The organism is Nocardia sp. NBC_00881 (genome assembly GCF_045207455.1).
Taxonomy (GTDB): Bacteria; Actinomycetota; Actinomycetes; order Mycobacteriales; family Mycobacteriaceae; genus Nocardia.
The window spans coordinates 366,907-391,482 of record NZ_CP108798.1 but is presented as its reverse complement, the minus strand read 5'-3'; the positions used below and the strand labels follow the sequence as shown (position 1 = coordinate 391,482).

Genomic DNA, 24,576 nt, shown 5'->3' with positions numbered 1-24,576 from the left:
TCTCGAAAGGAGTTGTGCCATGACACGAACCGAGGAATTACGGTGTCCAATTCCGTGGCAGACAGCGCGCTGCTGGGGGCACCTCCAGCCGGCGACGGAGACCGTCGCTGCGGACTACACGGGCACCGTCGAGCGCCGGCGTGACGAATGGGCAGGAACCATCCTGCTGGACGCCTGGACGCCGATGCACGAGGGACCGGCCGGAATCTGGTTACATCCGCGTGGCACCTTGCCCGGCGCCTGCTACTGCCAGCGGCGGCACGGCCGACGCCGGCACCGCAAGAATGGTGGCGGCTGATGAGCGCTCTGGTCCGGATCGGACTATTGGAGTTGGCGTTCGGGACGCTGCTCGGCTGGGCGGTGGCGGCCGACATTGCGGCCCCGGACCGGGTCCGGCGCATTGGGGTCGTCAGCCCGCGGCGGATCCTGCAGGCTCACCTCGACTACATCATGATGGGGCTCGTCCTCGTCGCGGTCGGACTCGCAGCGTCGGATCTGTCCTTCTGGATCGCGCTCATGGTGGTGGCGGGTGCTCTGCTGAACCCGACGCTGTTTCTGCCGGTGGCCTTTCGGGAGAGTCTGGCCGAGGCGCTGGCGTATCGGAGTTTGTCCGTGTGCTCGTTCCTCGCGATCAGCATCGGACTCGTCGCCGCCGCCTTCAGCTAGTCACGGTCGGACCGTGCCTCCGCCAGTCGCACCGTGGGTGCCTGCACCAGCAGATCAACCCACGCTTTCACCTCCAACACCGTCACCGCGCTCATCGTCGCGATCGCTTGTTGCGGCGTTCGTCCTGCCGGGAAGCCGCCCGCCGGACTGCATGTGAGCGCTCCCTGACCGATCGCATCCGACGCATAGTTCTCGAAAGGAGTTGCGCCATGGTTCAGCTGCACGACACCGCGAAGGTCTATCCCAATCTTTTGCGGCGCAATCTGATCCTCACGGTGATGAGCCTCGCCCTGGTCGCAGTTGTGGGAATGATGGCCTCGCTGATGGTCGCCGTCCCCGACATCGCCACTGATCTGGGCGCGACCGAGTCGCAACTGCTGTGGATCGTCAACGCCTACGGCATCACCTTCGCCGGCCTGCTGCTCATGGCGGGCGCACTCGGAGATCGCTACGGCCGCAAGGCCATGCTCATCGCGGGACTACTGCTGTTCGGGATCTCTTCCGCGGCGGTACTCGCGGTCGACCACATCGGCGTGATCATCGCAATGCGAGCAATCGCGGGAGTCGGCGCCGCCGCGGTGATGCCCATGACACTGTCGATCATCACCCGGGTGTTCCCGCCCGAGGAACGCGCCCGCGCCGTCGGGGTCTGGTCGGGAGTCACCGTCGGTGGTGCGTTGATCGGCTTGCTCACTGCGGGCGGCCTGCTCGAAGCGTTCTCCTGGCGGTCGGTGTTCGTCTTCAACGTCGCACTGACCGCGATCACCGTGGCCGCCAGCGTGATCATCCCGGGCCGCGACCGTGACGGCGGTGAGCAGGTGGATGTCGGCGGCGGATTGCTGTCGGTTCTCGCCGTGGCGTCGGCGGTGTTCGGGATGATCGAAGGCTCGCAACAGGGCTGGGGTTCGGCTCGCGTCGTCCCGCGTTCGTACTCGCCGCGGTGAGCGCGGCCGTCTTCGTGGGATGGGAACTGCGGCACCCGCATCCGCTGCTGGATCCGCGGCTGTTCCGGCAGCACGGCCTGGCTTCGGGCGCCACGGTCATCACCTCGGAGTCGCTGGCGATGTTCGGGTTCTTCTTCGTCGGCCTGCAGTACCTGCAAGTGATCAAGGGCTACTCGCCGTTCGTCGCGGCGCTGGCCCTGATGCCGCTGGCCTTGGCCGCCATGGTGTTCTCACCGATCGTGCCCGCCCTGCACACAAAGCTCGGCTACCGGCCCGTGGTCACCGCGGGCATGATCATGATTGCAGCGGGGCTGATCGTCATGACCACGCTCACCGCCGACTCGTCCTACTCACCGATCGCGATCGGCGTGTTCGCGCTCGGCAGCGGAATCGCCTTCGCCGCCACCCCGGCCACCGAAGCGATCATGGCCGCGCTGCCCGCCGAGAAGCAGGGCGTGGCCTCCGCACTCAACGACGTCACCCGCGAACTCGGCGGCGTCCTCGGAATCGCCCTGCTCGGCAGCGTGTTTGCCAGCACCTACCGCGATCACACCACCGCCTCCGCCGCTCAACTGCCCTCCGAAGCGGCTCGCGCCGTGGAGGATTCGGTCACCGCGGGTGTGGCGATCGGATCCGCACCGGGCGCCCCACCCCAACTGCTGCCGAACGTCCTGGACAGCTTCCACACCGCCATGGCTACCGCACTCATCGCCGGTGTCGCGGTCGTCATCGCCGGCGCGTTCCTGGCCCTCGTGACAGGACGGACGTCGAAGAAGCGCTCTCGGTGAGCGCGGTGGCGATGGAGGTGCCGACCCGCGGCGAGCAGTCCGCGGGCCTCGGACTCGAGGCAGATGGGCCGGGACCTTACGGTGCACAAGTGCTGCGGATTGTCGTACGCACAGACAGAACCATCCCGACGGAGACGTCGAGACGGGACGCGACCGTCGACTCGTATCGGTCGGGTTGTGGGACGCGCAGTCGATCGACGGGGTTTCCGCGGAGTTTCAGTCGGCGAAGAACTCGGCGACGCGGCCGGTCCAGCTCTTGATGTCCTCCACCGATTTCGCCACGTGCAGTGTCGAATTGGGCATCAGTTCGTGCAATCGCTGCGCTGTGGACACCGGGTGCAGCGGATCGGTGTCCCAAGCGAGGATGATGGTGGGATGACGCAGTGACGCGATCGCATCGGGGTCCGGAAGCTCGGACATGCCGACCCCTCGCAGAACCGAGGGAAGTAGTTCGTCGGCGACATCCGGTATCAGATCGAAGCGCGGATAGTCGGCGAAGATGGGCAGCGGCTCGGCGTGGACCGACTTCTCCCGCCACACCGCCGGTCCCAATGTCTCGATATCGTCTGCGGTGTCGAAATACCACTGTGTTGCCCGGCCGGGCCTGCTCTCCCATGAGGCGGGCGGGATCAGCAGCGCCAGCCGACGGAACCGGTGCGGCTCGGCGATCGCGGCACGCAGCGCGCAGTCGCAGCCCAGCGACGAACCCGCGAGGTCCATGGGCTCGCCGAGATCCACAGTGTCGAGCAACGCAAGCAGATCCGCGGCGAAGTTCTCGAACCGGTAGTCCTCCACAACCGGCCGCCCTGTCGAGTGACCGTGCCCACGCTGGTCGTAGGTGAGCAGGCGGCGGCCGGGCGCCAGCGCGTCGAAGTCGAACAGACCCAGCCGCCGGACCGCCGCACGGCTCAGCGGGACGCCGTGGGCATAGCCGACCGGTGGTGAGCCGGAACCGGTGAGCCGATAGGCAATTCGTGCACCCTCCCAGGCGAGATAGCTGTCCGAGGCCATCAATTTCTCCCGATCCTCATGCGCGAGCTCCAACATGATCATACCCATACCGGGTACCTTGAAGCGGCCGCCGCAATAATTCCGGCGATACGCCGGGGATGACACATCAGAGCGGTGCGGCGACTCGCACCGACCACGACGACGTAGCCTTCCTGAAAGGATGTACCCACACCGTGCGCAGGCGACGGAAACGGCCGATCCGGTGCCTGCCCGTTCGCAGGACCAGCGAGTGTTCGATTCCGCCGCCCGTATCATGACCGCGCCGCAACCCGAGCGGCGCAGAACGGTTCGCTGCTGAAGCAGGTCGGCAAGCCGGCACCGTCGGCCGATCCCGATGCCTCAGAGCATGGCACGCCCGGAAAGACGGTGACGCGAGCAGCATCACCCACGACATCGCCCCACACAGCAGCAGGAGATCGACCGGATGAACAGCATCCTCGACCAGAGACGACCCACCACGACGGCACTGAGCCGCGTTCCCTCGCCCCGGGATCGGATACGAGCGAACCGGAACAAACAGGCGTAGTGACTACAGTGTGAGTGTGCGGCCAGGACACGGCAGCTGATAGGTGGCCGTGCCGACGTTACGTGCGCCCGGTGAGACTCTGAGTGCGGTGAACGCTTGGGCCATCAGCGCGTCGATGAGCCGGTCGTTGTGAACGTACCGAGCGGCCACGACTTTCTTCTTGCCGGAGGCACGCGTAATCGGGCTGGTGCCTGCATAGTTTTTGCGGCACTTTGCGTTGGCGTAACGGGTGGGGTCGTCTCCGAACTCGGCGAGCACCCGGGCACCGGTGATCGTGCCCAGCCCGGTCTTCACCGCTTTGTCCGACCCCGTCGTTCTGGCCAGCGCGATCACCGCGCGCACCGGCCTGTGCCACCCTTGGTGCGGGTGATCGAGTATGGTTTTCGGTTCCGTGCCAACTGAATGATCTTCCGTGCACCATACGGGCTGCAGTGATCGCCTCGTTCACAGTGGGCGTGGTCATCGTGCGACCAGTGCCCATACCGGCAGCAACAGCAGTGCGACAATGGATGTCTTGACTACCACGGAGGCGACGCGGCCCAGCGCATGTACGACGAGGACAACCACACCATGGAGGAAATCGCCGCAGCGTTCAACGTCGCTGTCTCGACCCTGTACCGCAAACTCGGTGCCTACGAGGGCGACTGCGCGCTGATCGTGTACCGCAGCAGCAGAACCAAGGTGAATCCCGACACCAACCGCCGCTATGGCGAAACCTACGCCAGCGAAATGGTCCAGCATGAGGCCGACCGGCGTTGGTGGCCGATCGCCTCGACCCGCCGCCGCAAGCTCGAGGCCATCGTGTACGTCGTGGACGGCACCGTGGCCCGCGTCCGGGCCGTCGACCCCGACATCGCCTGCAATCCCGACGACGACCGCGGCTACGCCGATATCGGCAAAGCCCTCTCCGCGCCGCTGACCGAACTACAGATCGCCCGCCGGCTGCCGACCCTCGGCGTGCAACTCGGCGACCCCCGGCCACACATCAAAGGCAAACTCCGCGAATACATCCCGCTCTGATCCCGAAAACAGCTGACTGAAGGATCGACCGACAACACGCTATCGCTGCTGGTCAAGCCAAGGTCGTTGTTTTTCGCGATTTGCTACCGGAACCCCTTGTCAGGTGGCGCTGATGACGAGGGTGCTGCGTGGTTCCGATCTGCTTTGCAACGTGCCAGCTGCGGCTGTCACCACTCCGGGCGCTCGACAGGCGGCATGAGAGTGGGTTCGCCAATCGTCTGTGCTCCGCTCCTCCCGACCGACCGACCCGGGGATGAAGCGTCCGAGTCCTGGCTGTCGCGTTTATCCAATACTGCGACTCGATCAGCCTGGTTGCCTTGAACCGCATGGCCACCGCCTGCAAGTACTCGATTCACACTGGACGACCGGGCCGAACCTCGACCTCCGGCCGAACCTCGACATAGGAGCCCCTTCTTTGCCACCCAACCTCGCCCTGAAGGCAATGAACATCGCGCACCGCGGCCTGATCCGGGCCAGCGGCAGGAAATTGGGCAACTCCTTCAGCGGCATGCCGGCGCTGAAACTGACCACGGTCGGACGGAAGTCGGGACGATCGCACACGGTGATGCTCACGGCCCCACTGGTCGACGGCGACACGATCGTCGTCGTGGCGTCCCGCGGTGGTGATCCGGTCCACCCGGCGTGGTATCTGAACCTGCGGGACCAGCCCGAGGTTGACGTGTCGTTCCGCAGCGGCCCCCGTCGATGCATGACCGCCCGGATCGCGACTGCGGAGGAACGCGCCGAGCTATGGCCGAAAGTGATCGCGAGATATGACGGCTACGCCGCCTATCAGCAGCGCACCACTCGCGAAATTCCGCTGGTCCTGCTCACCCCGAGGGACTGAACAGATCCAACGCAGACCGACCGCGGCTTTCAAGGGTCGCCGTAGTATCGGCCGAATTCTAGGCGGATATGGGCCTACGCACGGGATGCCCGGGAGTCTGTCGCGAGACACGTTCAGGCGCAGGCTCCTCCGCACAGGTCCGAGCGCAACGGTTGCCGCGTACGCGGCGACGTCAGCCAGTCGCGGTTGGGCATGCACCTGACACCCCTACCGGCGCCGAAGCGTAAATACGCCCGATTTTCGGCGAGCACTACCGCGACCCCTAGACCGCCTCATCTTGTGTGGTGATCGCGTGCAAGCCCGTCTGTGGCCCCCCGTCGATGGGAATGCGCTGAAGTCGGGCCAGGTTGGGGCGCGGGCGATCATGAACGATCACCCGAAGGGAGACCGTGTGTCCGAGCACGCCAAATCTGTTGTGGTGCCTGCGAATCCCAGTGCTGCGGTGCGGAATGCATCTCGTGTTGCCTTTCTGTTGGTCGCGACGGTTGCAGCGGGAACGCTCAGTCCGCTGCAATCGGCTGTCAACGGGGCGCTCGGCAGCACGGTGGGGGACGGAAACGCTGCGGCGGTCGTTTCCTTCGGTACCGGGCTGCTGATCATGACCGCTGTCGTGGGTGTTCATCGGCGATGGCGTGCCCGGGCGCTGAGGCTTCCCCAGCTCATGCGGAGCGGCACCCTGGGCTGGTGGAATTATCTCGCGGGCTTGTGCGGGGCGGCGGTCGTGCTGTCCGAAGGTGTCTCGGTGGGATCGCTCGGTGTGGCCGTGTTCCAGATCTCGTTGATCTGCGGACTGATCATTTCCGGCGTGGTCTGTGACCGGATCGGTGTCACGACGGCGGTACCGCAGCTTCTGTCCGGTGTTCGGATCCTGGGAGCTGGCTTGGCCGTCGTAGCGACCGCTGTGGCGATCTCCCCGAACTTCCATGTACCGCATGCGATCTTTCTTGCGGCATTGCCCTTCGGCGCGGGGCTGCTGGCTGGATGGCAGCCCGCCGGAAACGCGGCGGTAGCCCGGCACAGCGGATCACTGATCGTCGCGATAGCCTTCAACTTTCTTGTCGGTTTCGTCGTGTTGTCAGCGGGGCTGCTGATCCGATTGGCCGTGGGGACGGCGCATTTCAGGCTTCCAGCCGTGTGGTGGATGTACACCGGCGGAGCACTCGGATTGTTGTCCATCGGGTTGATGGCGCTGCTGGTGCGCGGCCTCGGGCTGCTGCTGCTCGGCCTGGCCTCGATCGCAGGCCAGCTACTCGGCTCACTGCTGTTCAACGGAGTCGTGCCCGGAACCTATGCGTCGCTTCATGTCGTGACAGTGGTCGGGACCGTCCTCGCGCTCGCTGCTGCTGGGATCGCCGCGATTCCGGCGCGCACCACTGGTCACCGCGCAGGAGCAGCCCGGTGACCGCTGTGCAGACGGTCACCGGCCCCGTGCCGGTGAGCGAACTCGGGATGGTGCTGCCGCATGAGCACCTGTTCAACGAGCTGGCCGGTGCTCGGGATCAATCGAGCCACAAGTTCACCGAATTCCTCACCACAAGCACCGTCGCCGCCGCTGCCGCGTGGGCGTTGCGCCACGACCCGTACTGTTGCCTCGACAACCTGACCGCTAAACCCGTTGACGAAGTCGTCGCCGAGATCACCGAGTTCGCCGACCTCGGCGGGAGAACCATCGTCGACGCCACATCCAGCGCCGCCATCGGACGCAACCCGGACGCTCTCGTGAAGACCGCGCGGCGAACAGGGCTGAATATCGTGATGGGTTGCGGGGCATACCTCGAGAAATCCGAAGGGCGACGGATCACAGCCACCACCGTCGATGCACTGGCCTACACCATCGCCGACGAGCTGGCCCACGGCGTCGGACCCGACAGTGTGAAACCCGGCATCATCGGCGAAATCGGTGTCTCCCCCGGGTTCACCCCAGCCGAACACGCTTCGCTGCGCGCCGCAGCGCTGGCACAACTCGACCATCCCACCCGCGCCCTCATGATCCACCTCCCGGGATGGCAGCGACGCGCGCACGAGGTACTCGACATCGTGGTCGACCAGATCGGAGTAGCACCACAACGGGTCGTCCTGGCCCACATGGACCCGTCCGCCGCCGACACCACCTACCAGCTCAGCGTCGCCGAACGCGGAGTCTGGCTCGAATTCGACATGATCGGCATGGACATCACCTTCCCCCACGAAGGCCGCTCACCGGACCCCGAACTCATCGCAGCCGCGGTCGCGAACCTGGTGACACGCCACCCGGATCAAATCCTGCTCAGCCACGACGTCTTCCTCAAACAAATGTGGACCCGCAACGGCGGAAACGGATTCGTGTTCATCCCGACCGTCTTCGCAGACATGCTCACCGAGCAGGGAATCAACCCCACCCTGATCAACACACTGCTGCAAGACAACCCCGCCCGGATGCTGACCGGCCACAACCAGACTGAGACCCTGAACATAGCGTGCGGCCTCAGTTCGGACCTTTGCCGAAGCGGGGAACTCGCCAAGCGGGGACCGGGCGACTTGTCGTCCGCAGAGCACGCATAGCGAGTAACTATGTGCGGTAACTCGTTAGCGCCGGATCGGGCGGATTCTCCTCGACCCCCGATAAGCACCTGCGTGCCTACCGGGTGTGGTCTCCGGCACCCATCTCGAGGATCGCGGGGTCGATCGGGCCCAGATCGGACGACACTCTGTCCGGTGGGACAGCATCTCGGTCCGATGCACCCATTAAATTCCTCCTCCACGCACATGAGCCTTGCGCCGGACCTACGGCCGACTACCAACCGGCGCGCGGTGCGCGCGGTTGTCAGCGTTATAGGCGCACATCGTCGAAACCCCCTTCCTAGAACCGAAGTTCGGCGAACCGGACGCCCTCAAAGGGATCTACCGACTTCATCCCCATGAATCAGTGAGAGCAATCACTTGCGAGACACCCTGCACGGCAGGGTCTTTCCCAGGACGGCACTCGCCAACCTACGTCACCCAAGTTGTGTAAACATCAAAATTGGCTGATGCCAACATTTTCCGCGCCGAGGTAGTGTCGAATTGCCATTGATCTGCGGTGTGTAGATGAGCGATGTACCCAGTCAGGAGTGCCCGCGTGCCACACGAAATCGATCCGGCTGTCTTCCCCCATCTGGGTCCCAGGAGAAAGCACAGGCGCGGCACGGTTCCTCGGCTACGAGATCACCGTCCAGCACAACGACACGAAGAAGACCGGCCGTTACCGTCGCGTCAACAGTCAGATCGCTCTTCATGTTCCGCGTGAGGTGATCGAGGCCAAGTCCGCCCCTTATCTGCGCCGCGGCAAACCTGCCCAGCAGGCGGCCCTGACAAACGGCAGCGACCACACCATCGTCGCAACCTATGGGGCTATCTATCGGGGCATCGTCCAGTACTACCTGCTCGCCAGGGACGTCTATCGGCTACACCGGCTGCGCTGGGTCATGGAGACCTCCATGCTCGAGACCCTGGCAGGCAAGCACCGCTCGTCGATGTAGGAGATGGCGGCCGAGCACAAACCCAAAATCATGACACCGCACGGGCTACGCACCTGCTTCGAAGCACGTATCGACGCGACAGCAGGAACCCACTGGTCGCACAGTTCGGCGAGACACCGTGCACCGGCAGAAAACGGCGACAGTCGTTGACACCCAGCCGATCCGGGTCGACCATCCGCACAAAGAGGTCCTCACCCGCCTCCTCGCGTTCACCTGCGCACTCTGCGGCTCCGTGGGCAAGGTCGAAGTCCACCACATCCACAGGCTCGCAAACTAGAAGACCCGGACCGATTCAGCCCCAATGGATTACAGCCATGGCGAACCGGAGAAGCAGGATCCTCGTGGTCTGCTCCACCTGCCACGACCACATCCACACCGGGCAACCGCGCGCACCACTCAGATATCGGCATCTGACCATCGGCTACGAACGCCACGGCCATCTCTTCGCGGCGTTTCTCAACCATGCTGCCGCGCTCATCTGCTACAAGAAACTCCCCACATGAGACACCCTCCGAGATTCGACGGACACGGTACGGGCACATAGCAGGCGATCCGGTCGTATGCTTTTACGAAGGTGGCTCGGGCTGATGATCGGGGTGGCAGGATAACGATGGTCGCGATCCGCAGTGTCCGCGGGGCGTCCGCCGCAGCGGTGGACCGGGCATTCCGGGCGCTGTTGCCCCGCTCCCCCGATACGCAAATGCTTGTCGGCGCGGTCCTCCACGTGGACGGTGGACCTCCAGAACTGAGCGAGCTTCGGGACCACATTGCCGCCCGATTACCAGTACTACCTGCCCTGACTTCGTATCTGGCCCCGGGAGCCACCCGGTGGACAGTCTCCTGTTACCCAGATCTCGCGGTTCATGTGGCAGAGCGTGCGGCGCCCGGTGAGCAGGAAAACTTGGAAAGTGTCGTCGCCGAGCTGACCAGGACCGAATTGCCTGACGACGCACCGCATTGGCGACTGTGGCTGCTCCACGGCCGTACCCCACGGCAGTATGCACTGCTGTATCTGGCCCACCACTACCTGCAGGACGCCGGAGGCATGCTGCACACTCTGGAGTCGCTGTTCGGCCCGGAAATCCCCGCGGAGGCATCCTCAGCGGTGTATCACGGTTACACCCGGCACCGCCCCACGGCGGCGGACTATGGGCGTTCTCTTATGATGTCCGTCCGCAACGTTCGGCAGGCGAGAAAGTGGAATGTGCCGCACTGTCGAACAACGCCCGATCGTACGCTTCACTGGAGCCGTGTACCCACCGACGCGCTCGGATCGATCGCTGCGACCTTCGACGGAACCCGTAACGATGTGTACATCGCGGCCATCGCCCACAGCCTGGCGCATTGGTTGGATACGATGAGTGATATTCCCGCCCGACGCGACCTGGCTTTCGCGGTGCCAGCCAATATCCGCCGGCCGGAGGAGGTGGACCTGCCAGGCAACCGAACCGCTCTTACCCACATCAGACTGCCCGCAACGTCTCTCGATCCGGCGCAACGGATAGCCGGCACGATCCGTGCGACCATGCCATTGAAATCTCCGTGCGTCCGAACAGCGCTACGTGCCGGCGTCGACCACGTGCCCATGTGGCTTGCGCGCGCCACGGTGAACACGATCGCAGGTCGTCGACGTGGCCCTGTCGGCGCATCACATATCGCTCTTCGTCATCGTCTGGCGTTTCGGGGCAGCCCCGTCACCGCTGTATACCCGGTGATGTGCGCCCCTGCGGGGACTCCGCTCGCGGTACTCTCGTTCACCTACGAGGGCTACGCCACAGTATGTTTCAGAGCGGACAAGGGCTTTCCCGGCCTCGACCGAATTCACCACACGTGGCAGGACACAATCCGAACCTGGAACGCGAGCCCGCTCCGAAGCTGACTGTGCGATGTCCAGCGGCAACCCCCGTCTCCGGCGTACGGACGAACCGGCAAAGCAGGGTGCCCACCACCCCGACGCCTCTGGCGCACCGACCTGGTGCCGCTGAATGTCCTTGCCGCCGTGTAGCCGGCCTCTGCAATTCTCGTTCGGGCAGCTTTGCCCATATGGAACATCGCTCCGTTGCGGACGAGGGCGACGAGTTCAGGGCGTTGGCCTTGTGCCAGCGGGCCTGGGCGGCTTCGAGCAACACGTCGAGATCATCGACGATCTTTGCGACCGTTTGGGATACTTTGTGCCGTAGTTGATTTCGAAGTCTTTCACCGCGAGTTGCGCTTTGTCGATGTCCCTTGGTCATGTCGCAACGCCCGCCACGCCGCGGATTCTCACGCACGATCTCATCCAGCGGCGACACCCGCGGGGGCGCGCCGTCCGGATTGGAGTCGGACCCATCGTCGACTACTTTGAGCATGGGACGTACCTTTCCGCCCGTCGATCGAAACCCGTTGTCTTTCAGGGCATCCGGGAACGCATTCCTCCCGGTCGTCCACAAGTTTCGATCATTGCTCCCCGGGACGACCGAGACAGCGGCCCCGGCTCAGCGCCGAATCTCCTCGGACCGGCATCGGACGGTGGTTTTCGCACCGATCCGGCCGAGTCCGCAGTGAAGAACCGGTAGTCTGGGATTCGCCCGGCGGTCAGCAAAGGTCCTCATGTCTTCTGTTGCGGTTACTGGTGCGACCGGTTTTCTTGGTCTTCACCTCGTTCGTGAGTTATTGGTTCGCCACCACGATCTCGTCGCTCTGGTCCGTGATCCAGGGGCGCTGGATCGTATCGCGAGGTTTCTCGAACTCGTGGGCGAACCACCTCGGCTGCTGGATGCGCTGCCCCGGCGGATCCGCATCGTCGAATCGGATGTGTCGTTGCCGATGCTCGGGTTGTCCCGCACGGCCTTCCACCGGCTGGCCGACGAAGTGGATGTCGTCTGGCACAGCGCTGCCAGCACCGAACTACACGGCGACTTGGAATCGCTGTGGCCGATCAACGTGGACGGAACCCGCCACATACTCGAGCTCGTATCGGCCGGGCGACGCCCGCCGCTGCTGTGTCACGTCAGTACCGCTTTCGTGGCAGGAGCCCGTCGCGAGGGGGTCGTGTACGAGTCGGAACTGGACGGTTCGGCGGGGTTCGAAAACGCTTACGAGAAGTCTAAATTCGAGGCGGAAACGCTGGTTCGGGACTGGTCTCGCCGGCACGACCGGGCTGTGGTCGTGGCGCGTCCCAGTGTCTTGGTGACCGACCGCCCGCCACATGCGGATCTGCCACCGCATACCTTGTTGTCCCTAGGACAGATCATCCGAGATGCTGCTGCCCGCCTGTGCGGGACATCGCGGGCTGTGGTGCGTGTGATCGGATACCCGCAAGGGCATTTGAACTTCCACCCGGTGGAACGCGCCGCGCAGACCCTGGCCCGGCTGACCGACGCAGAGCACCCCCGTCGTACGGCGACGTACCATGTCGTGCACGGGCACGACGTTTCGGTGCGAGTGCTGATGGACCTCATGGAAACTCTGGCTCCGTTGCAGATGACGATGGAATCCTCGGCGCATGCCGAACGAACCGCACTCGAAACATTCCTCGACAGGTCGCCCACCGCAGCGATGCTGAGTCATCGGCGCAGGTACGACGACACCCGGACAGTGTCAGTACTCGGTCCACCCGCGTCACCGGTCCGCATCGACCTCGACTACTTGTCGGCGGGCATCGGTATCGCCTCGGTGGCTCCGCGGGCCCCCCGCCTCGGAGATGGGAACTGAATATGGCCAACGCCGCATACGACTACGACTTGCACACCACTGGAGCGAGAAACGATCCCTATCCTGTCCTGGGGCGGCTGCGGAACGATCGACCGGTGACCTTCAGCGAACACCTGCAGGCCTGGATCGTCACCAGCTATACGGACGTCCGCTACGGGCTGGCCGCCCCGTCGATCTCCGCCGATCGAATCAGCCCACGCCTGGCGCAGTTTCCCGCAGGCGAACGGAACCGGTTCATTCCGCTGTATGAGGTGTTGAGCCGCTGGCCGTTGATGCTCGATCACGGTGAACATGCTCGATTGCGGATCCCGATCACGCGGGCGATGACACCGGCGACCGTAGCGGGCTTCCGACGGCTGATCCGCGATACAGCCCGGACGTTGCTGTGGGAGGGAGTCAAACGCGGCGGCATGGACATAATAGCGGAGCTGGCTTTGCCGCTGCCGTTGTACGTGACATCGCGAATCCTCGGCGTCCCCGACGACGCGGTGGGATTGCTGAAGCGCTGCGCTGTGGACATTGTCGACTTCTTCGGTGCGGATCCGCAGGCTTACCTACCCCGCGCAGAGGCCGCGATGGAAGCCGTCCTACAGACGAGCGACCTGCTCTGTCCGATGGTGCACGCCCGGCGCGAGAAGCCGCGGCACGATCTGCTGAGCACACTCGCGGGCGATCCATCGCTGAGCGATGACGATATCGTCGCGATCTGCCTGATGATGGTCTTCGCCGGATTCGAGACCACGAGCAATCTGATCGGCAACGGGATCCTGCTGCTGCTTCGGCATCCGGAACAGCTCGCTGCGATGCGCCAGGATCAAGAGCTGATCCGCGGCGCTGTGAAGGAAGCGCTTCGTTACGAAAGCCCCGTGCAGCGAATCTCTCGCCTGACGACCGCCGAGACCATCCTGCGCGGCATCCGGATCGAAAAGGGTAGCCTCGTGTACTTCCATGCGGGCGCAGCCAATCGGGATCCTGAGGTCTTCCCGGACCCGGATCGGTTCGACATCTGGCGCGGCAGCGACCGGCACCTCGCGTTCGGTTATTCGGTACACACCTGTCCCGGTTCGACGCTGGCACAGACGGAAGCGGAGATCGTGCTCGACGAGTTGTGCCGCGTCACGCCCGCTGTGCGGCTCACCGGTGAGCCGATTCGATGGCGGATGAACCTGTCTGTTCGCTCGCTCGAATCGCTGCCGGTGACCTTCGTTTGATCCGCGGCGGGCCCGGTCACAGACCACCGATCGGCCGCCGTCACAGGCCCAATTGCCGGGCCATCGCGGGGTCGCAGCGTTCTCCGGCGACGGAGGCCGCCGGAACCGCGGCCGAGAGGTCACCGAGTTCGGATTCGGACAAGACGAGATCGGCCGCGATCACATTGTCCTCCAAATACTTTCTGCGCTTGGTACCGGGGATCGCCACCACGTTCGCACCACGGTGGTGTACCCACGCCAGCGCCAACTGCGCTGCTGTCACACCGTGGCGGTACGCGAGCGCCTGCAACCGGGCAGCGATCGGCAGGTTGTGTTCCAGGTTCCCGTCGGCGAACCGCGGCTGCGTTGCCCTGCGGAAGTCCAGTGGCTCGAAATCCGCCGCCGAAGTGAATCTTCCGGTCAAAAAGCCCCGGCCGAGAGGAGAGGCCGCTACCAGGGTCACACCGAGTTCCCGGCACGTTCTCAGAACGCCGTCCTGTTCCAGATCGCGGGTCCACAGCGACCACTCGCATTGGACAGCGGCGAGGGGATGTACGGCGTGTGCCCGCCGGATCGTCGCGGCACCGGCTTCGGACAGCCCCAGCTCCCGGACCTTGCCCGCGGCAACCAGCCCGGCCATCGCCGCGACGGTTTCCTCGATCGGGACCGCCGGATCGACGCGATGCTGGTAGTACAGATCGATATGGTCCACCCCGAGACGTCGCAGTGACTCCTCGCACGCCCGCCGCACATAACCGGCATCGCCACACACGGTCCTCGCGTATCCGTCCGCGGCGCGGACCAGGCCGAACTTGGTGGCGATCACCGCCTCGTCGCGACGCTTGGCGAGCGCCTGCCCGATCAGCTTCTCGTTCCCGCCCCGGCCGTAGATGTCGGCCGTGTCGAAGAGTGTGACACCCAGGTCCAGGGCCCGATGGATGGTGACGGTCGACTCGACATCGTCTGTCGGCCCGTAGAATTCGCTCATCCCGGCGCACCCCAGTCCCTGGGCTCCCACGGTCAGACCACCGATTCGGCGTATTTGCACCGAAAACCTCCTCCGTGTTCCGCCCGTGTTGTCATCGCAACACCACTCTGCCGCGCATCAGGAAGTCCGCGAGATATCCGTCCGGTGGAATACCCGCCTCCATAGCGCATGTCGGGTGGCTGCCGATATGTACATTGCCGATCGACGGCTCGACGACCAGCCGGTCGATCAGTTCCTCGTCGTCGGTCACCACCGTCAGTACGAGTGTGTCCCGCAGCGGCCCCGACCCGTCTGCCCGAGACCACGGGGCGACCCACACGCAGGGGAAGGGCAGCTCGACACCGATTCCCGCAGCCCCTGCCCGGTCCACTTGCAACACCGCCGGCCGCAGCGCAGCGCTGCCGTCACCCAGCTCGTCTACGACTCCGTCGCTACCCAGCCATATCCGAGCGCCCTGCACGTGACGCAGCAGGTACTGCTCGATCACCCGTGCGCTCGCCAGTGAGCGCACGGGAAGCACTGCCCGGTCGTCCTGCGGCGGCAGGCTCGGCAACTCAGCCAACCGCGCGGCCAGGGCCTCGGCGAGCGGCGCCGGATCCCCCTCGACCAATACGGTCGTCGCATTCACACAGGCGGTGCCACCGTCGTGGGCCACCGACCGCACGACCATGTCCAGATGGTCACGCCAGCCGTCACCGGCGAGCAGGACCTTCGACCTCCCGGCGCCGTGCGCTGCGACGGTGCGGTCGGTCGCGTACCGACCGGCCAGGTCCGCGCCGTACACCACCGCCAGGTCCGCGCCGTGGATCAGCGCATCGACGCCGTCGGAGTCGGTCGGCAGCAAGTTGACCTGATCCGCCCCGAAGCCGGCCGCGCGCAGCGCGGCAACCAGCCGGTGCGGGGTGAACGGTTCCTGCCAGGAGGGGCGCACCGCGACGCGATATCCGAGCGCCGCCGCCTCCAACCACTGCGATTGCACGGCGGGGTGATTACCCGCCGCGCAGACGGCGAGCACGTCACCGCGCCGAGCCCAGGTGACGCGGCGGATTCCGAGTTCGGAACCGGTGCGAGCGCCGTTGTCCGCCGCCGCTCGCGGACAGGCATCGGTCACCGCCCGTTCGACATGTTCCGCGCAGGTCTGTATCCATTGCGTCGCGCGGCGCACCGCGGCGATCGGCACACCACTGACCCGGCAGGTCAGCCACTGATAGTCGGCAGGTGACAGCCCGCACAGCGTGCTCGTCGCGAACAGGTGGCCCGCCCGCGCCAGCATGGCGATGCGCTCATCTGCCGGCGGCACCGACGCTTGTCGCAGAGCGGACAGTGCGCGGCTCACGAACACCTGCGGCGCCAGGCTCAGCTCGGCAACCGAACTTCCGGTGACATCGTCGATGCGTCGGCGGGTTACGGCACGGAACGCACCGCGCGGGCCGAGCACGTCGAGCTGCACAGGGTCCGGCATCAATACACGCCCTCGATGACCGTGGTCCCAGCGAAGGCAGTCATCGATGTGATGTCCGCGACCGAGTCACCGAGCCGCCCCGGCGGCGGTTCGACTCGGACAGCGAGATCACGCTCGGAGTTGTTGGGCAGCAACATCGCCCGGCTGATGTGGTTCACGATCACCTGGCCGCGCTCGCCGTATGCAACAGGTAGTCCGGTCTCCGGATCGACGACCGCGAGGGTGATGTGCGGAGAGAAGGTGTCGTAGACGCACCGACTGTCGTCGGACGGACCCGGGCGCTCGATCGTCGTGCCCAGCATCGTGACGTTGCCGTAGTAGCCGTACAGCTCGATGCCCGGGAACACATCGGTGCGCAGGAACCGACGGGTATCCGGATCCATTCGCGCTCCCCCCCAGACGATCAGCCGGACCTTGGCGTTGATCAGCTCGACCAGCTCGTCGTCCCGGCACAGCCGCTCCAGCAAGGGTGGAGTGCACACCAGTACTCCGACGTCCTGGCTGCGCAGGACGTGCGCGCTCTGCGCTATGAGATGGTCGACGTAGCGGTCGGTGACGGCGGATTCACCCGCACCGATCATCCTCTTCACCCAGCGAGGATCCATATTGATACAGAAACGGACGCCTCCCCGGCGCCGGACCAGCTCGGCGGTCCAGTCGCCGAACAGTTGCGGCCCGCTCGGGACCAGAGTCAGCCAGTTGACGCCGTACGGGTGACCGCGGGTGTCCATGTCCCGCATCGCCCAGTCGACGACGCGGTCCATCCAGTCGGCCAGGAAGACCAGGCGTTTGGGACTGCCTGTCGTACCGCCGCTTTCGTAGACACCGAACACCGGGGCGTTGCGGCCATATCCGCGCGGAATCAGGTCCTGGACCGGCACTGTGCGTAGTTCGTCGACAACGTTGGGAAATCGCCGGAGATCGGCAAAGGACCGGACATCGTGTACCGGATCGAAATCGAGCCTCACGGCGCGGTCGAGCCAGAAGTTCGACCCGGTGTCCGGGGAGAAATGCCAGCGCATGGCCGCAGCCAGAAAATCCTCGGTGTCGGGCGTTTCCCCGATGGGCGGTTCCAGAACCGAGTCCGTGAAGCCTCGCATACGGATTCCTTTCGATCCCAAGTGTTTTCGCCTCTGTGCACGATACGATGATGCCTCGACACGCAATTCGAACACTTTCCGGCGAATGCCGACCCACCTGTGATGTAAAGGCCCACAAAGGAAGTGTGCTGTGAACTCTGGCGAAGAGTCAATCGTTGCTTCAGATCGTAAGCATCGGGGAGACAGTGGGTTCGGTGTCGCCGACGACGAGCGGCGCCTCGCCGAACTTGTTCGCGAGGCAGCCGCCCGAGCGCACGGAAACCTTCCGGCCGAGGCCATCGCGATCGACCGGGCGTTCTGGGACTCGGGTCTCGGATCGATCGCCGGCGTACAGTTGGCCAACCTCCTGTCCGACGCGCTCGACGTGCCCATCGAAGCGAGTGTCGTCTTCGAGTACCCGACCCCGCGGGCACTCGCCGAATATCTCCGGAGCGTCCTGACCGCCGCCACGCGCCCGACGCGACCGACCGCGGCCGCACCGGATCGCGTCACGTCCGACGAGCCACTCGCCATCGTCGGGATGAGTTGCCGCCTGCCCGGCGGGGTGGCATCCGCCGACGATCTGTGGCGCCTGGTCGCCGAAGAACGCTCAGCCCTGTCCCCATTCCCCAGCAACCGGGGATGGGACCTGGACAGCCTCTTCGACATGGACCCGGATCGCCCAGGCACTTGCTACGTGCGCCACGGCGGGTTTCTCGCCGACGCCGACCGCTTCGACGCGGCGTTCTTCGGCATCTCGCCCCGCGAGGCACTGGCGATGGACCCACAGCAGCGCCTGGTGCTGGAAACGACGTGGGAAGCGATCGAGCACGCCCGGATCGATCCGACCAGCCTGCGTGCGACACAGACCGGCGTATACCTCGGTATGACCACCCACGGGTACGAGAGCCTGTCGCATGAGCCCGGCCAGGACGGCGCGTACCTGGGCGCCGCCGACTCGTTCGCGGTCACCTCGGGACGCGTGGCGTATGCCCTCGGATTCGAGGGGCCCGCGTTGACGGTGGACACCGCCTGCTCGTCATCCCTGGTGGCACTGCACTTGGCGGGTCAGGCGCTGAGGGCGGGTGACTGTTCGTTGGCTGTGGCGGGCGGCGTGTCGGTGATCTGCACTCCGAAGCCCTTCGTGCAGTTCAGCAAACAACGTGGCCTGGCGCCTGACGCCCGGTGCAAGGCGTTCGCCGCAGCGGCCGACGGAACCGCCTGGGGCGAAGGGGCAGCGGTACTGCTGGTGGAACGACTGGCCGACGCCCGCAGGAATGGCCATCGGGTGCTCGCGGTCATCCGCGGATCGGCGATCAACCAGGACGGCCGCAGCAATGGCCTGACCGCACCGCACGGCCCCGCGCAGCGCCGGGTGATCCGGCAGGCACTGGTGGACGCCGGCCTGGGGCCGCACGATGTCGACATGGTCGAGGCCCACGGCACCGGTACCCAACTGGGCGACCCGATCGAAGCTCGAGCGCTGATGGCGACCTACGGTCACGAGCGGCCGCCCGAGCGGCCGCTGTGGCTGGGCTCGGTGAAATCGAACCTCACCCACACTCTGGCCGCTGCCGGGATCGCCGGTGTCATCAAGGCCGTGCAGGCCATGCGCCACGGCGTGCTGCCCAGCACGCTGCACGTCGACCAGCCGGCGGAGTTGGACTGGTCGGCCGGTGGGGTATCGCTACTGACCGAGTCACGGCCGTGGCCACGCGTCGAACGCCCACGCCGCGCCGGGGTGTCCTCGTTCGGAATCAGCGGGACGAATGCACACGTGATCCTGGAAGAGGAAGCCACGTCCGACGGCCCGGTCCGCTCCGGACCGAGTCCGGCGCCCGAGCCCGGAACCGTGCCTTGGGTGGTATCCGGCCGCGGCGGTCCCGCACTGCGCGCGCAGGCAGCCCGACTCGCCGATCACCTGCGCTCTCACCCGGATCTCCCGATGGTCGATATCGCGTATGCCCTGGCCACCACCCGCACGGCGTTCTCGCACCGCGCCGTCGTGCTCGCGGACGACCGGGACGGTTACCTCCGTGGTCTCGAAGCGATCGAGGAGGGTTACGAGCAGCCAGGTGTGATACAGGGGACGGCGACACCGGACCCGAAGATCGCGTTCATGTTCACCGGCCAAGGGGCCCAGCGTGTAGGCATGGGACGCGAATTGTACGACCGCTCCCCCGTATTCGCGGACGCACTGGACACGACCTGCGCCCATCTGGACCCGCTGCTCGACCGGCCGCTGCTGGAGATCCTCTTCGCCGAACCGGGGTCCGCGGACGCCGGACTCCTCGATCGGACCGAGTTCACCCAACCTGCCCTGTTCGCGTGTGAACTGGCACTCGTGCGCCTCCTGGAGGTGGCCGGAGTACGACCGGACGTGCTGTTCGGCCACTCGGTCGGCGAACTCGTCGCCGCACATGTCGCGGGCGTGTTGTCGTTGGCGGATGCGTGCACCCTCGTCGCCGCGCGGGGCCGGCTGATGCAGGAGATGCCCCCCGGCGGAGCGATGCTGGCGGTCGCGGCCGGTGAGCGCGAAGCCGCCGAGGCACTGGCCGTGCACCACCTCGACCTGGCCATCGCGGCGGTCAACGGGCCGCAGTCCGTCGTACTCTCGGGCGATGCCACAGCTATAGCCGACCAGACCACCTATTGGGAGTCGTCGGGGCGCCGAACCCGGCTACTGCGGGTCGGCCATGCCTTCCACTCACCGCGCATGGACGGCATGCTCGAACAGTTTCGGCAGGTGGCCGAGAGTGTCACATTCGCCGCACCGCAGATCCCGGTCATCTCGGGTGTCACCGGCGCTCCCCTCACCGCCGCGCAGGCCTGCTCCCCGGAGTACTGGGTCCGACAGGCCCGGGACACAGTACGCTGCTACGACGCGCTGCTCCGGATGGACGCCGACGGCGTCACCGGGTATCTGGAGATCGGCCCGGACGGGGTGCTCACCGCATTGGCCCGCGATTGCCTGCCCGAGGCTCGGCAACTCGGTCCGGTCCTGCGTCCCGGCCGGCCCGAGGCCCGCACCGTAGCGACAGCTCTGGCCGGAGCCCACGTCCACGGCGTGCCCCTGCACTGGGACACTCTCTTCGCCGCACTTCGACCGAAAAAGGTCGACCTGCCGAATTACGCCTTCCAACGGCAACGCTACTGGCCTGTAGGCGGGACCATCACACGGACCGGCGCCGACGACCACCCGTGGCTTTCCGCACCTGTCGAGCTTGCCGGCACCGCCGGGCACGTCTTCGACGGCCGGCTTTCCCGCCGCGGCGCATCGTGGCTCGACGACCACACCATCCGCGGCAATCCGGTACTTCCGGGAACGGCCCTGATGGAGTTGGCGTTGCACGCCGGTGGCCACCTCGGCTGCGATCGGCTCGACGAGCTGATCCTGCAGGAACCGCTGCTGCTGCCCGACAACACCGATATTCGGCTCCAGGTCGAGGTCGGCGCGGCGGGTTACGACGGTGACCGGCCGGTGACCATCTACGCCCGGCCGGAAACAGGAGTGGATACCGGCAAGCCCGAACCGTGGACTCGGCATGCGACCGGAGTCCTGCGTTCCGACGCCGAACCGCCGGCCGGCGATGTGCAGTGGCTCCCGCCCGACGCGGTCCCGCTACCTGTGGACGACCTGTATCAGCAGCTCGCCGCGCGCGGAATGGTCTACGGTCCTGCGTTCCGTGGCCTGCGAGCGGCTTGGTGCTCGGATGCCGACGTATATGTGGAAGCAAATCTGCCCGAGGGGGTATCCGTCGGTGGGTTCGGCATCCATCCCGCTCTCCTCGATACCCTTATGCACGCCACCCTCGACACCCTTATGCACGCCACGCGATTCGCGGTACCGACCGGATTATGGCTGCCGTTCTCGTGGAGTGGCGTCACTCGGAGCGCCTTGCGGCCCAGCACGCTTCGGGCCCGGATCCGGGTCGATGGCCCCGATGCGAACGATTCGATGAAGTTGTCGCTCCACGTGACCGACGAGACCGGACGACCGGTCCTCGACGTAGCCTCGCTCATGTTGCGGCCCGCGCGGGGGGCCGAGGCCACGTTGTGCCCGCATCCGGAGGTGAAGCACCGGCTCTTGGCTCAGTCCACGGCGGAGGCCCTGTTCCGGCTCGACTGGGTCTCTGCCCCGGAACCGGACGCCGCACTGCGTTCCGCGAAACGCAGCATCGCTGTGCTGGGCACCGACCGGATCGGCGTGACCGCCGCTCTCGCAACGAGCGGGCACTCGGTCCTGACCGTGCCCGACTGGAACACACTCGCCCTGGCGGTGGGCGCAGACGCACCGGCACCAGAGGTGGTGCTGGTCTCCTGCGCCGGCCCGGACGAGCACGGCACAAGCGTGATCCAGGCGGGACATGCCGAGACCGCCCGCGTCATGGATCTGCTTCGTTCCTGGCTCGCCGATGAGAGTTTCGCCGACTCGCGCCTGGCGGTGGTAACACGCGAAGCGGTAGCGATCACCGCGGGCGATCACGTCGCGGATCTCGCCCGCGCACCGATCTGGGGGCTGGTCCGTGTGGCACAGACCGAGAACCCCGACCGGATCCTGTTGCTGGACGTGGACCAAGGCGCCGGCCTGCCTGCGGCGCTGAGCGCGGCGCTCGCGTCCGGACAGACGCAGTCGGCGTCGCGGTCCGGCACCCTATACGTGCCGCGACTGGTACGCGCGAACACCGGGACCACGGAACTCAGGCCCCCCGCCGATAGCTCATCGTGGCACCTGCACCTCGAGGAGCCTGGCGACCTCGACCGGCTGACTCTCGTATCCCACCCTCTCGCACCGCTGCCGCCAGGGCACGTGCGGATCGCCGTGCGCGCAGCGGGTATCAACTTCCGCGATGTGCTGGTCGCCTTGGACATCTATCCGGGCGCGTCGAGCATGGGGCGAGAGGCTGCCGGAGTGGTGACGGAGGTGGGCTCGGACGTCACGACCTTCGCCGTCGGCGATCGGGTGATGGGCGTGTTCGACGACGCCTTCGCGACCCAGGCCGGCGCCGATCACCGCTGCCTGATCCACATCCCGACCGGTTGGTCGTTCGCCCAGGCGGGCGGATTCCCCATCGCGTTCCTCACCGCATATCACGCCCTGGTCGATCTGGCGCATCTCACACCCGGCGAGTCGATCCTCATCCATTCGGCCGCAGGAGGTGTCGGCACGGCAGCCGTGCAGTTGGCCCGTCATCTCGGAGCCGAAGCGTTCGCTACCGCGAGCCCAGGCAAATGGGAGGCCCTGCGCCGCCAGGGCCTCGACGATCGGCATATCGCGTCCTCGCGAACGCTCGACTTCGAAGAACTCGTCCGGCAGGCCACGGACGGACGCGGAGTCGACGTAGTGCTCAACGCCTTGTCCAGGGAGTTCACCGACGCCTCACTGCGCCTGCTGCCACGGGGCGGACGATTCCTGGAAATGGGTAAGACCGACCTCCGCGACCCCCACACCGTCACCGGCGAGCATCCCGGCGTCACCTACCGGCCGTTCGACCTCGCCGATCTCGAGCTCGACCGAGTCGCCGACCTCTTCCGGGCGCTGCAGGCACTGATCGATAACGGGGCCATCGGCCCACTGCCGGTCCGCGCCTGGGACATCCGGCAGGCCGGAGACGCACTCCGCTACGTCAGCAATGCGCGACACACCGGCAAAGTCGTACTTACCGTGCCGGTACGGCCGGATCCGGAACGCGCTGTGCTCATCACCGGGGGCACCGGCACGCTCGGCGCCCAGATCGCACGGCACCTGGTAACCCGGCACGGTGCGCGGCGCCTGGTGCTGGCCGGCCGCAACGCACCGACAGCTGAGTCGGTCTCGGAACTCACGACCGAACTTGCCGCGCGGGGAGCCGATGTTCGCATCGTGTCCTGCGACGTCTCGGTACGCGAAGAGGTAGCCGCACTGCTGGCCTCGATTCCCTCCCTGGGATCTGTCGTGCACGCGGCAGGCATCGTGGCCGACGGCACCCTCGAATCTCTCGATACCGACCGGCTGGACCGTGTCCTGCGTCCGAAACTGGACGCCGCTTTTCACCTGCACGAACTGACCCGCGATCTCGATCTTTCCGAGTTCGTGCTGTTCTCCTCGGCCGCAGGTGTCTTCGGCAATGCCGGTCAGGCGAATTACGCCGCGGCCAACACATTTCTGGACGCCCTGGCCTACCACCGCCGGGGCGCGGGACTGCCCGCCTGCGCGGTCGCATGGGGCCTGTGGGCTTCACCGTCGCCGATCAGCCGCGGACTGGACCCGATCGGCCACCGACGCGTCACCCGTGGCGGAATGGTCCCGCTGTCCGCCGCCGATGGCATCGAGATGTTCGACGTGGCCCGCCACAGCACCAGAGCGATGACGATCGCGGCACGGTGGGATCTGTCGGTCCTGCGCTCTTCCCGAGCTGAACAGCCGCCGATACTCCGCGACCTCGTTCCCGAGCGCGAGAGCAGGACCGGCACCACCACCGAACCGGCCCGACACGAAAAGGGCTCGTGGACCGACAAACTCGTCGGAGCCACCGAACCGGAGCGGGACCGTCTCGTACTCGAACTGGTTCTCACACAGGCAGCCGACGTCCTTGGCTACCCCGTCGGCCACTCGATCGCCGCAGACGAGACTTTCCGTGATCTCGGATTCGACTCACTCACCACCGTGGAGCTCCGCAACCGGCTGAATCGGCTGACCGGCCTGCACCTGCGCACCGACGCACTCTTCGACAATCCCGATCCCACCGCCCTCGCACGCCGAGTGAGCAAGGAAATGCTGCGAAGCACGGCTGCCGATTCCCAGCCATCGGCTGGCCGGTGACCGGCCGACTGCGCGCGGCCGACGAGAACACAGTTCAGACCCCGCCATCATTGTCGAAGGGAG

17 protein-coding genes and 3 pseudogenes are annotated in these 24,576 nt (G+C 65.9%); 14 read left to right on the top strand and 6 right to left on the bottom strand.

What is annotated here, in order from left to right; genetic code table 11:
• Positions 1 to 19: 19 nt before the first annotated feature.
• From OH799_RS01205 to OH799_RS01190, 4 genes are all read left to right on the top strand, one after another.
• The gene (locus tag OH799_RS01205; RefSeq protein WP_406274456.1) at positions 20 to 298 is read left to right on the top strand and encodes a hypothetical protein; all 279 of its coding nucleotides are present in this window, start codon (positions 20 to 22) and stop codon (positions 296 to 298) included.
• Positions 298 to 666 (top strand): hypothetical protein, encoded by a 369-nt coding sequence (locus OH799_RS01200; RefSeq protein WP_406274453.1) that lies wholly within the window; start codon positions 298 to 300, stop codon positions 664 to 666. Before OH799_RS01205 ends, OH799_RS01200 begins: the two co-directional genes overlap by 1 nt.
• 209 nt (positions 667 to 875) lie before the next feature.
• Positions 876 to 1,610, top strand: a complete 735-nt coding sequence (locus tag OH799_RS01195; RefSeq protein ID WP_406274450.1) for an MFS transporter — start codon at positions 876 to 878, stop codon at positions 1,608 to 1,610.
• Positions 1,607 to 2,398, top strand: a complete 792-nt coding sequence (locus OH799_RS01190; protein ID WP_406274447.1) for an MFS transporter — start codon at positions 1,607 to 1,609, stop codon at positions 2,396 to 2,398. Before OH799_RS01195 ends, OH799_RS01190 begins: the two co-directional genes overlap by 4 nt.
• Positions 2,399 to 2,614: 216 nt before the next feature.
• Here the strand turns inward: OH799_RS01190 and OH799_RS01185 are convergent, their stop codons facing one another.
• A complete protein-coding gene (locus tag OH799_RS01185; RefSeq protein ID WP_406274444.1) occupies positions 2,615 to 3,457 on the bottom strand; it encodes an alpha/beta fold hydrolase in 843 nt (280 codons plus the stop codon).
• Between the two features lie 538 nt (positions 3,458 to 3,995).
• Positions 3,996 to 4,220 (bottom strand): annotated as a pseudogene (locus tag OH799_RS01180) (transposase); the annotation flags it as partial.
• Between the two features lie 258 nt (positions 4,221 to 4,478).
• Between OH799_RS01180 and OH799_RS01175 the strand changes: the two are divergent.
• From OH799_RS01175 to OH799_RS01145, 7 genes and pseudogenes are all read left to right on the top strand, one after another.
• Positions 4,479 to 4,955: pseudogene (locus OH799_RS01175) on the top strand (hypothetical protein); the annotation flags it as partial.
• Between the two features lie 415 nt (positions 4,956 to 5,370).
• Positions 5,371 to 5,802 carry a nitroreductase/quinone reductase family protein gene (locus OH799_RS01170; protein ID WP_406274441.1) on the top strand — a complete coding sequence of 144 codons (432 nt, stop codon included), beginning with the start codon at positions 5,371 to 5,373 and terminating at the stop codon, positions 5,800 to 5,802.
• 442 nt (positions 5,803 to 6,244) lie between these two features.
• The gene (locus tag OH799_RS01165; RefSeq protein ID WP_406274439.1) at positions 6,245 to 7,204 is read left to right on the top strand and encodes a DMT family transporter; all 960 of its coding nucleotides are present in this window, start codon (positions 6,245 to 6,247) and stop codon (positions 7,202 to 7,204) included.
• Positions 7,201 to 8,343 carry a phosphotriesterase gene (locus tag OH799_RS01160; protein WP_406274436.1) on the top strand — a complete coding sequence of 381 codons (1,143 nt, stop codon included), beginning with the start codon at positions 7,201 to 7,203 and terminating at the stop codon, positions 8,341 to 8,343. Before OH799_RS01165 ends, OH799_RS01160 begins: the two co-directional genes overlap by 4 nt.
• 548 nt (positions 8,344 to 8,891) lie before the next feature.
• Positions 8,892 to 9,299 carry a group II intron reverse transcriptase/maturase gene (locus OH799_RS01155; protein ID WP_406274433.1) on the top strand — a complete coding sequence of 136 codons (408 nt, stop codon included), beginning with the start codon at positions 8,892 to 8,894 and terminating at the stop codon, positions 9,297 to 9,299.
• A 314-nt stretch (positions 9,300 to 9,613) separates the two neighbouring features.
• Positions 9,614 to 9,802 (top strand): hypothetical protein, encoded by a 189-nt coding sequence (locus OH799_RS01150; RefSeq protein ID WP_406274430.1) that lies wholly within the window; start codon positions 9,614 to 9,616, stop codon positions 9,800 to 9,802.
• A 107-nt stretch (positions 9,803 to 9,909) separates the two neighbouring features.
• On the top strand, positions 9,910 to 11,178 hold the full coding sequence (locus OH799_RS01145; protein ID WP_406274427.1) for a wax ester/triacylglycerol synthase domain-containing protein: 1,269 nt from the start codon (positions 9,910 to 9,912) through the stop codon (positions 11,176 to 11,178).
• Positions 11,179 to 11,333: 155 nt separating this feature from the next.
• Here the strand turns inward: OH799_RS01145 and OH799_RS01140 are convergent.
• Positions 11,334 to 11,523: pseudogene (locus OH799_RS01140) on the bottom strand (IS256 family transposase); the annotation flags it as partial.
• A gap of 365 nt (positions 11,524 to 11,888) precedes the next feature.
• On the opposite strand from OH799_RS01140, the gene OH799_RS01135 reads away from it, so the two are divergent.
• Entirely contained in the window at positions 11,889 to 12,992 is a 1,104-nt protein-coding gene (locus tag OH799_RS01135; protein WP_406274424.1) for an SDR family oxidoreductase, read from the top strand.
• Positions 12,993 to 12,994: 2 nt separating this feature from the next.
• On the top strand, positions 12,995 to 14,203 hold the full coding sequence (locus OH799_RS01130; RefSeq protein ID WP_406274421.1) for a cytochrome P450: 1,209 nt from the start codon (positions 12,995 to 12,997) through the stop codon (positions 14,201 to 14,203).
• Between the two features lie 40 nt (positions 14,204 to 14,243).
• Here OH799_RS01130 and OH799_RS01125 read toward each other — a convergent pair whose 3' ends face one another.
• From OH799_RS01125 to OH799_RS01115, 3 genes are all read right to left on the bottom strand, one after another.
• On the bottom strand, positions 14,244 to 15,200 hold the full coding sequence (locus OH799_RS01125) for an aldo/keto reductase (RefSeq protein WP_406281709.1): 957 nt from the start codon (positions 15,198 to 15,200) through the stop codon (positions 14,244 to 14,246).
• Between the two features lie 61 nt (positions 15,201 to 15,261).
• Positions 15,262 to 16,632 (bottom strand): aldehyde dehydrogenase family protein, encoded by a 1,371-nt coding sequence (locus OH799_RS01120; protein ID WP_406274418.1) that lies wholly within the window; start codon positions 16,630 to 16,632, stop codon positions 15,262 to 15,264.
• Positions 16,632 to 17,732 carry an AMP-binding protein gene (locus OH799_RS01115; RefSeq protein ID WP_406274415.1) on the bottom strand — a complete coding sequence of 367 codons (1,101 nt, stop codon included), beginning with the start codon at positions 17,730 to 17,732 and terminating at the stop codon, positions 16,632 to 16,634. Before OH799_RS01115 ends, OH799_RS01120 begins: the two co-directional genes overlap by 1 nt.
• Positions 17,733 to 17,862: 130 nt before the next feature.
• On the opposite strand from OH799_RS01115, the gene OH799_RS01110 reads away from it, so the two are divergent.
• The gene (locus tag OH799_RS01110; RefSeq protein ID WP_406274412.1) at positions 17,863 to 24,513 is read left to right on the top strand and encodes an SDR family NAD(P)-dependent oxidoreductase; all 6,651 of its coding nucleotides are present in this window, start codon (positions 17,863 to 17,865) and stop codon (positions 24,511 to 24,513) included.
• The last annotated feature ends 63 nt before the right edge of the window (positions 24,514 to 24,576 follow it).

What these genes read in the sequence shown, in the direction of transcription:
- OH799_RS01185 (WP_406274444.1), bottom strand. Translation starts at nt 3,457, where the DNA reads ATGGGTATGATCATGTTGGAGCTCGCGCATGAGGATCGGGAGAAATTG.
- OH799_RS01135 (WP_406274424.1), top strand. Translation starts at nt 11,889, where the DNA reads ATGTCTTCTGTTGCGGTTACTGGTGCGACCGGTTTTCTTGGTCTTCAC.
- OH799_RS01145 (WP_406274427.1), top strand. Translation starts at nt 9,910, where the DNA reads ATGGTCGCGATCCGCAGTGTCCGCGGGGCGTCCGCCGCAGCGGTGGAC.
- OH799_RS01115 (WP_406274415.1), bottom strand. Translation starts at nt 17,732, where the DNA reads ATGCGAGGCTTCACGGACTCGGTTCTGGAACCGCCCATCGGGGAAACG.
- OH799_RS01205 (WP_406274456.1), top strand. Translation starts at nt 20, where the DNA reads ATGACACGAACCGAGGAATTACGGTGTCCAATTCCGTGGCAGACAGCG.
- OH799_RS01120 (WP_406274418.1), bottom strand. Translation starts at nt 16,632, where the DNA reads ATGCCGGACCCTGTGCAGCTCGACGTGCTCGGCCCGCGCGGTGCGTTC.
- OH799_RS01150 (WP_406274430.1), top strand. Translation starts at nt 9,614, where the DNA reads ATGGCGAACCGGAGAAGCAGGATCCTCGTGGTCTGCTCCACCTGCCAC.
- OH799_RS01200 (WP_406274453.1), top strand. Translation starts at nt 298, where the DNA reads ATGAGCGCTCTGGTCCGGATCGGACTATTGGAGTTGGCGTTCGGGACG.
- OH799_RS01130 (WP_406274421.1), top strand. Translation starts at nt 12,995, where the DNA reads ATGGCCAACGCCGCATACGACTACGACTTGCACACCACTGGAGCGAGA.
- OH799_RS01195 (WP_406274450.1), top strand. Translation starts at nt 876, where the DNA reads ATGGTTCAGCTGCACGACACCGCGAAGGTCTATCCCAATCTTTTGCGG.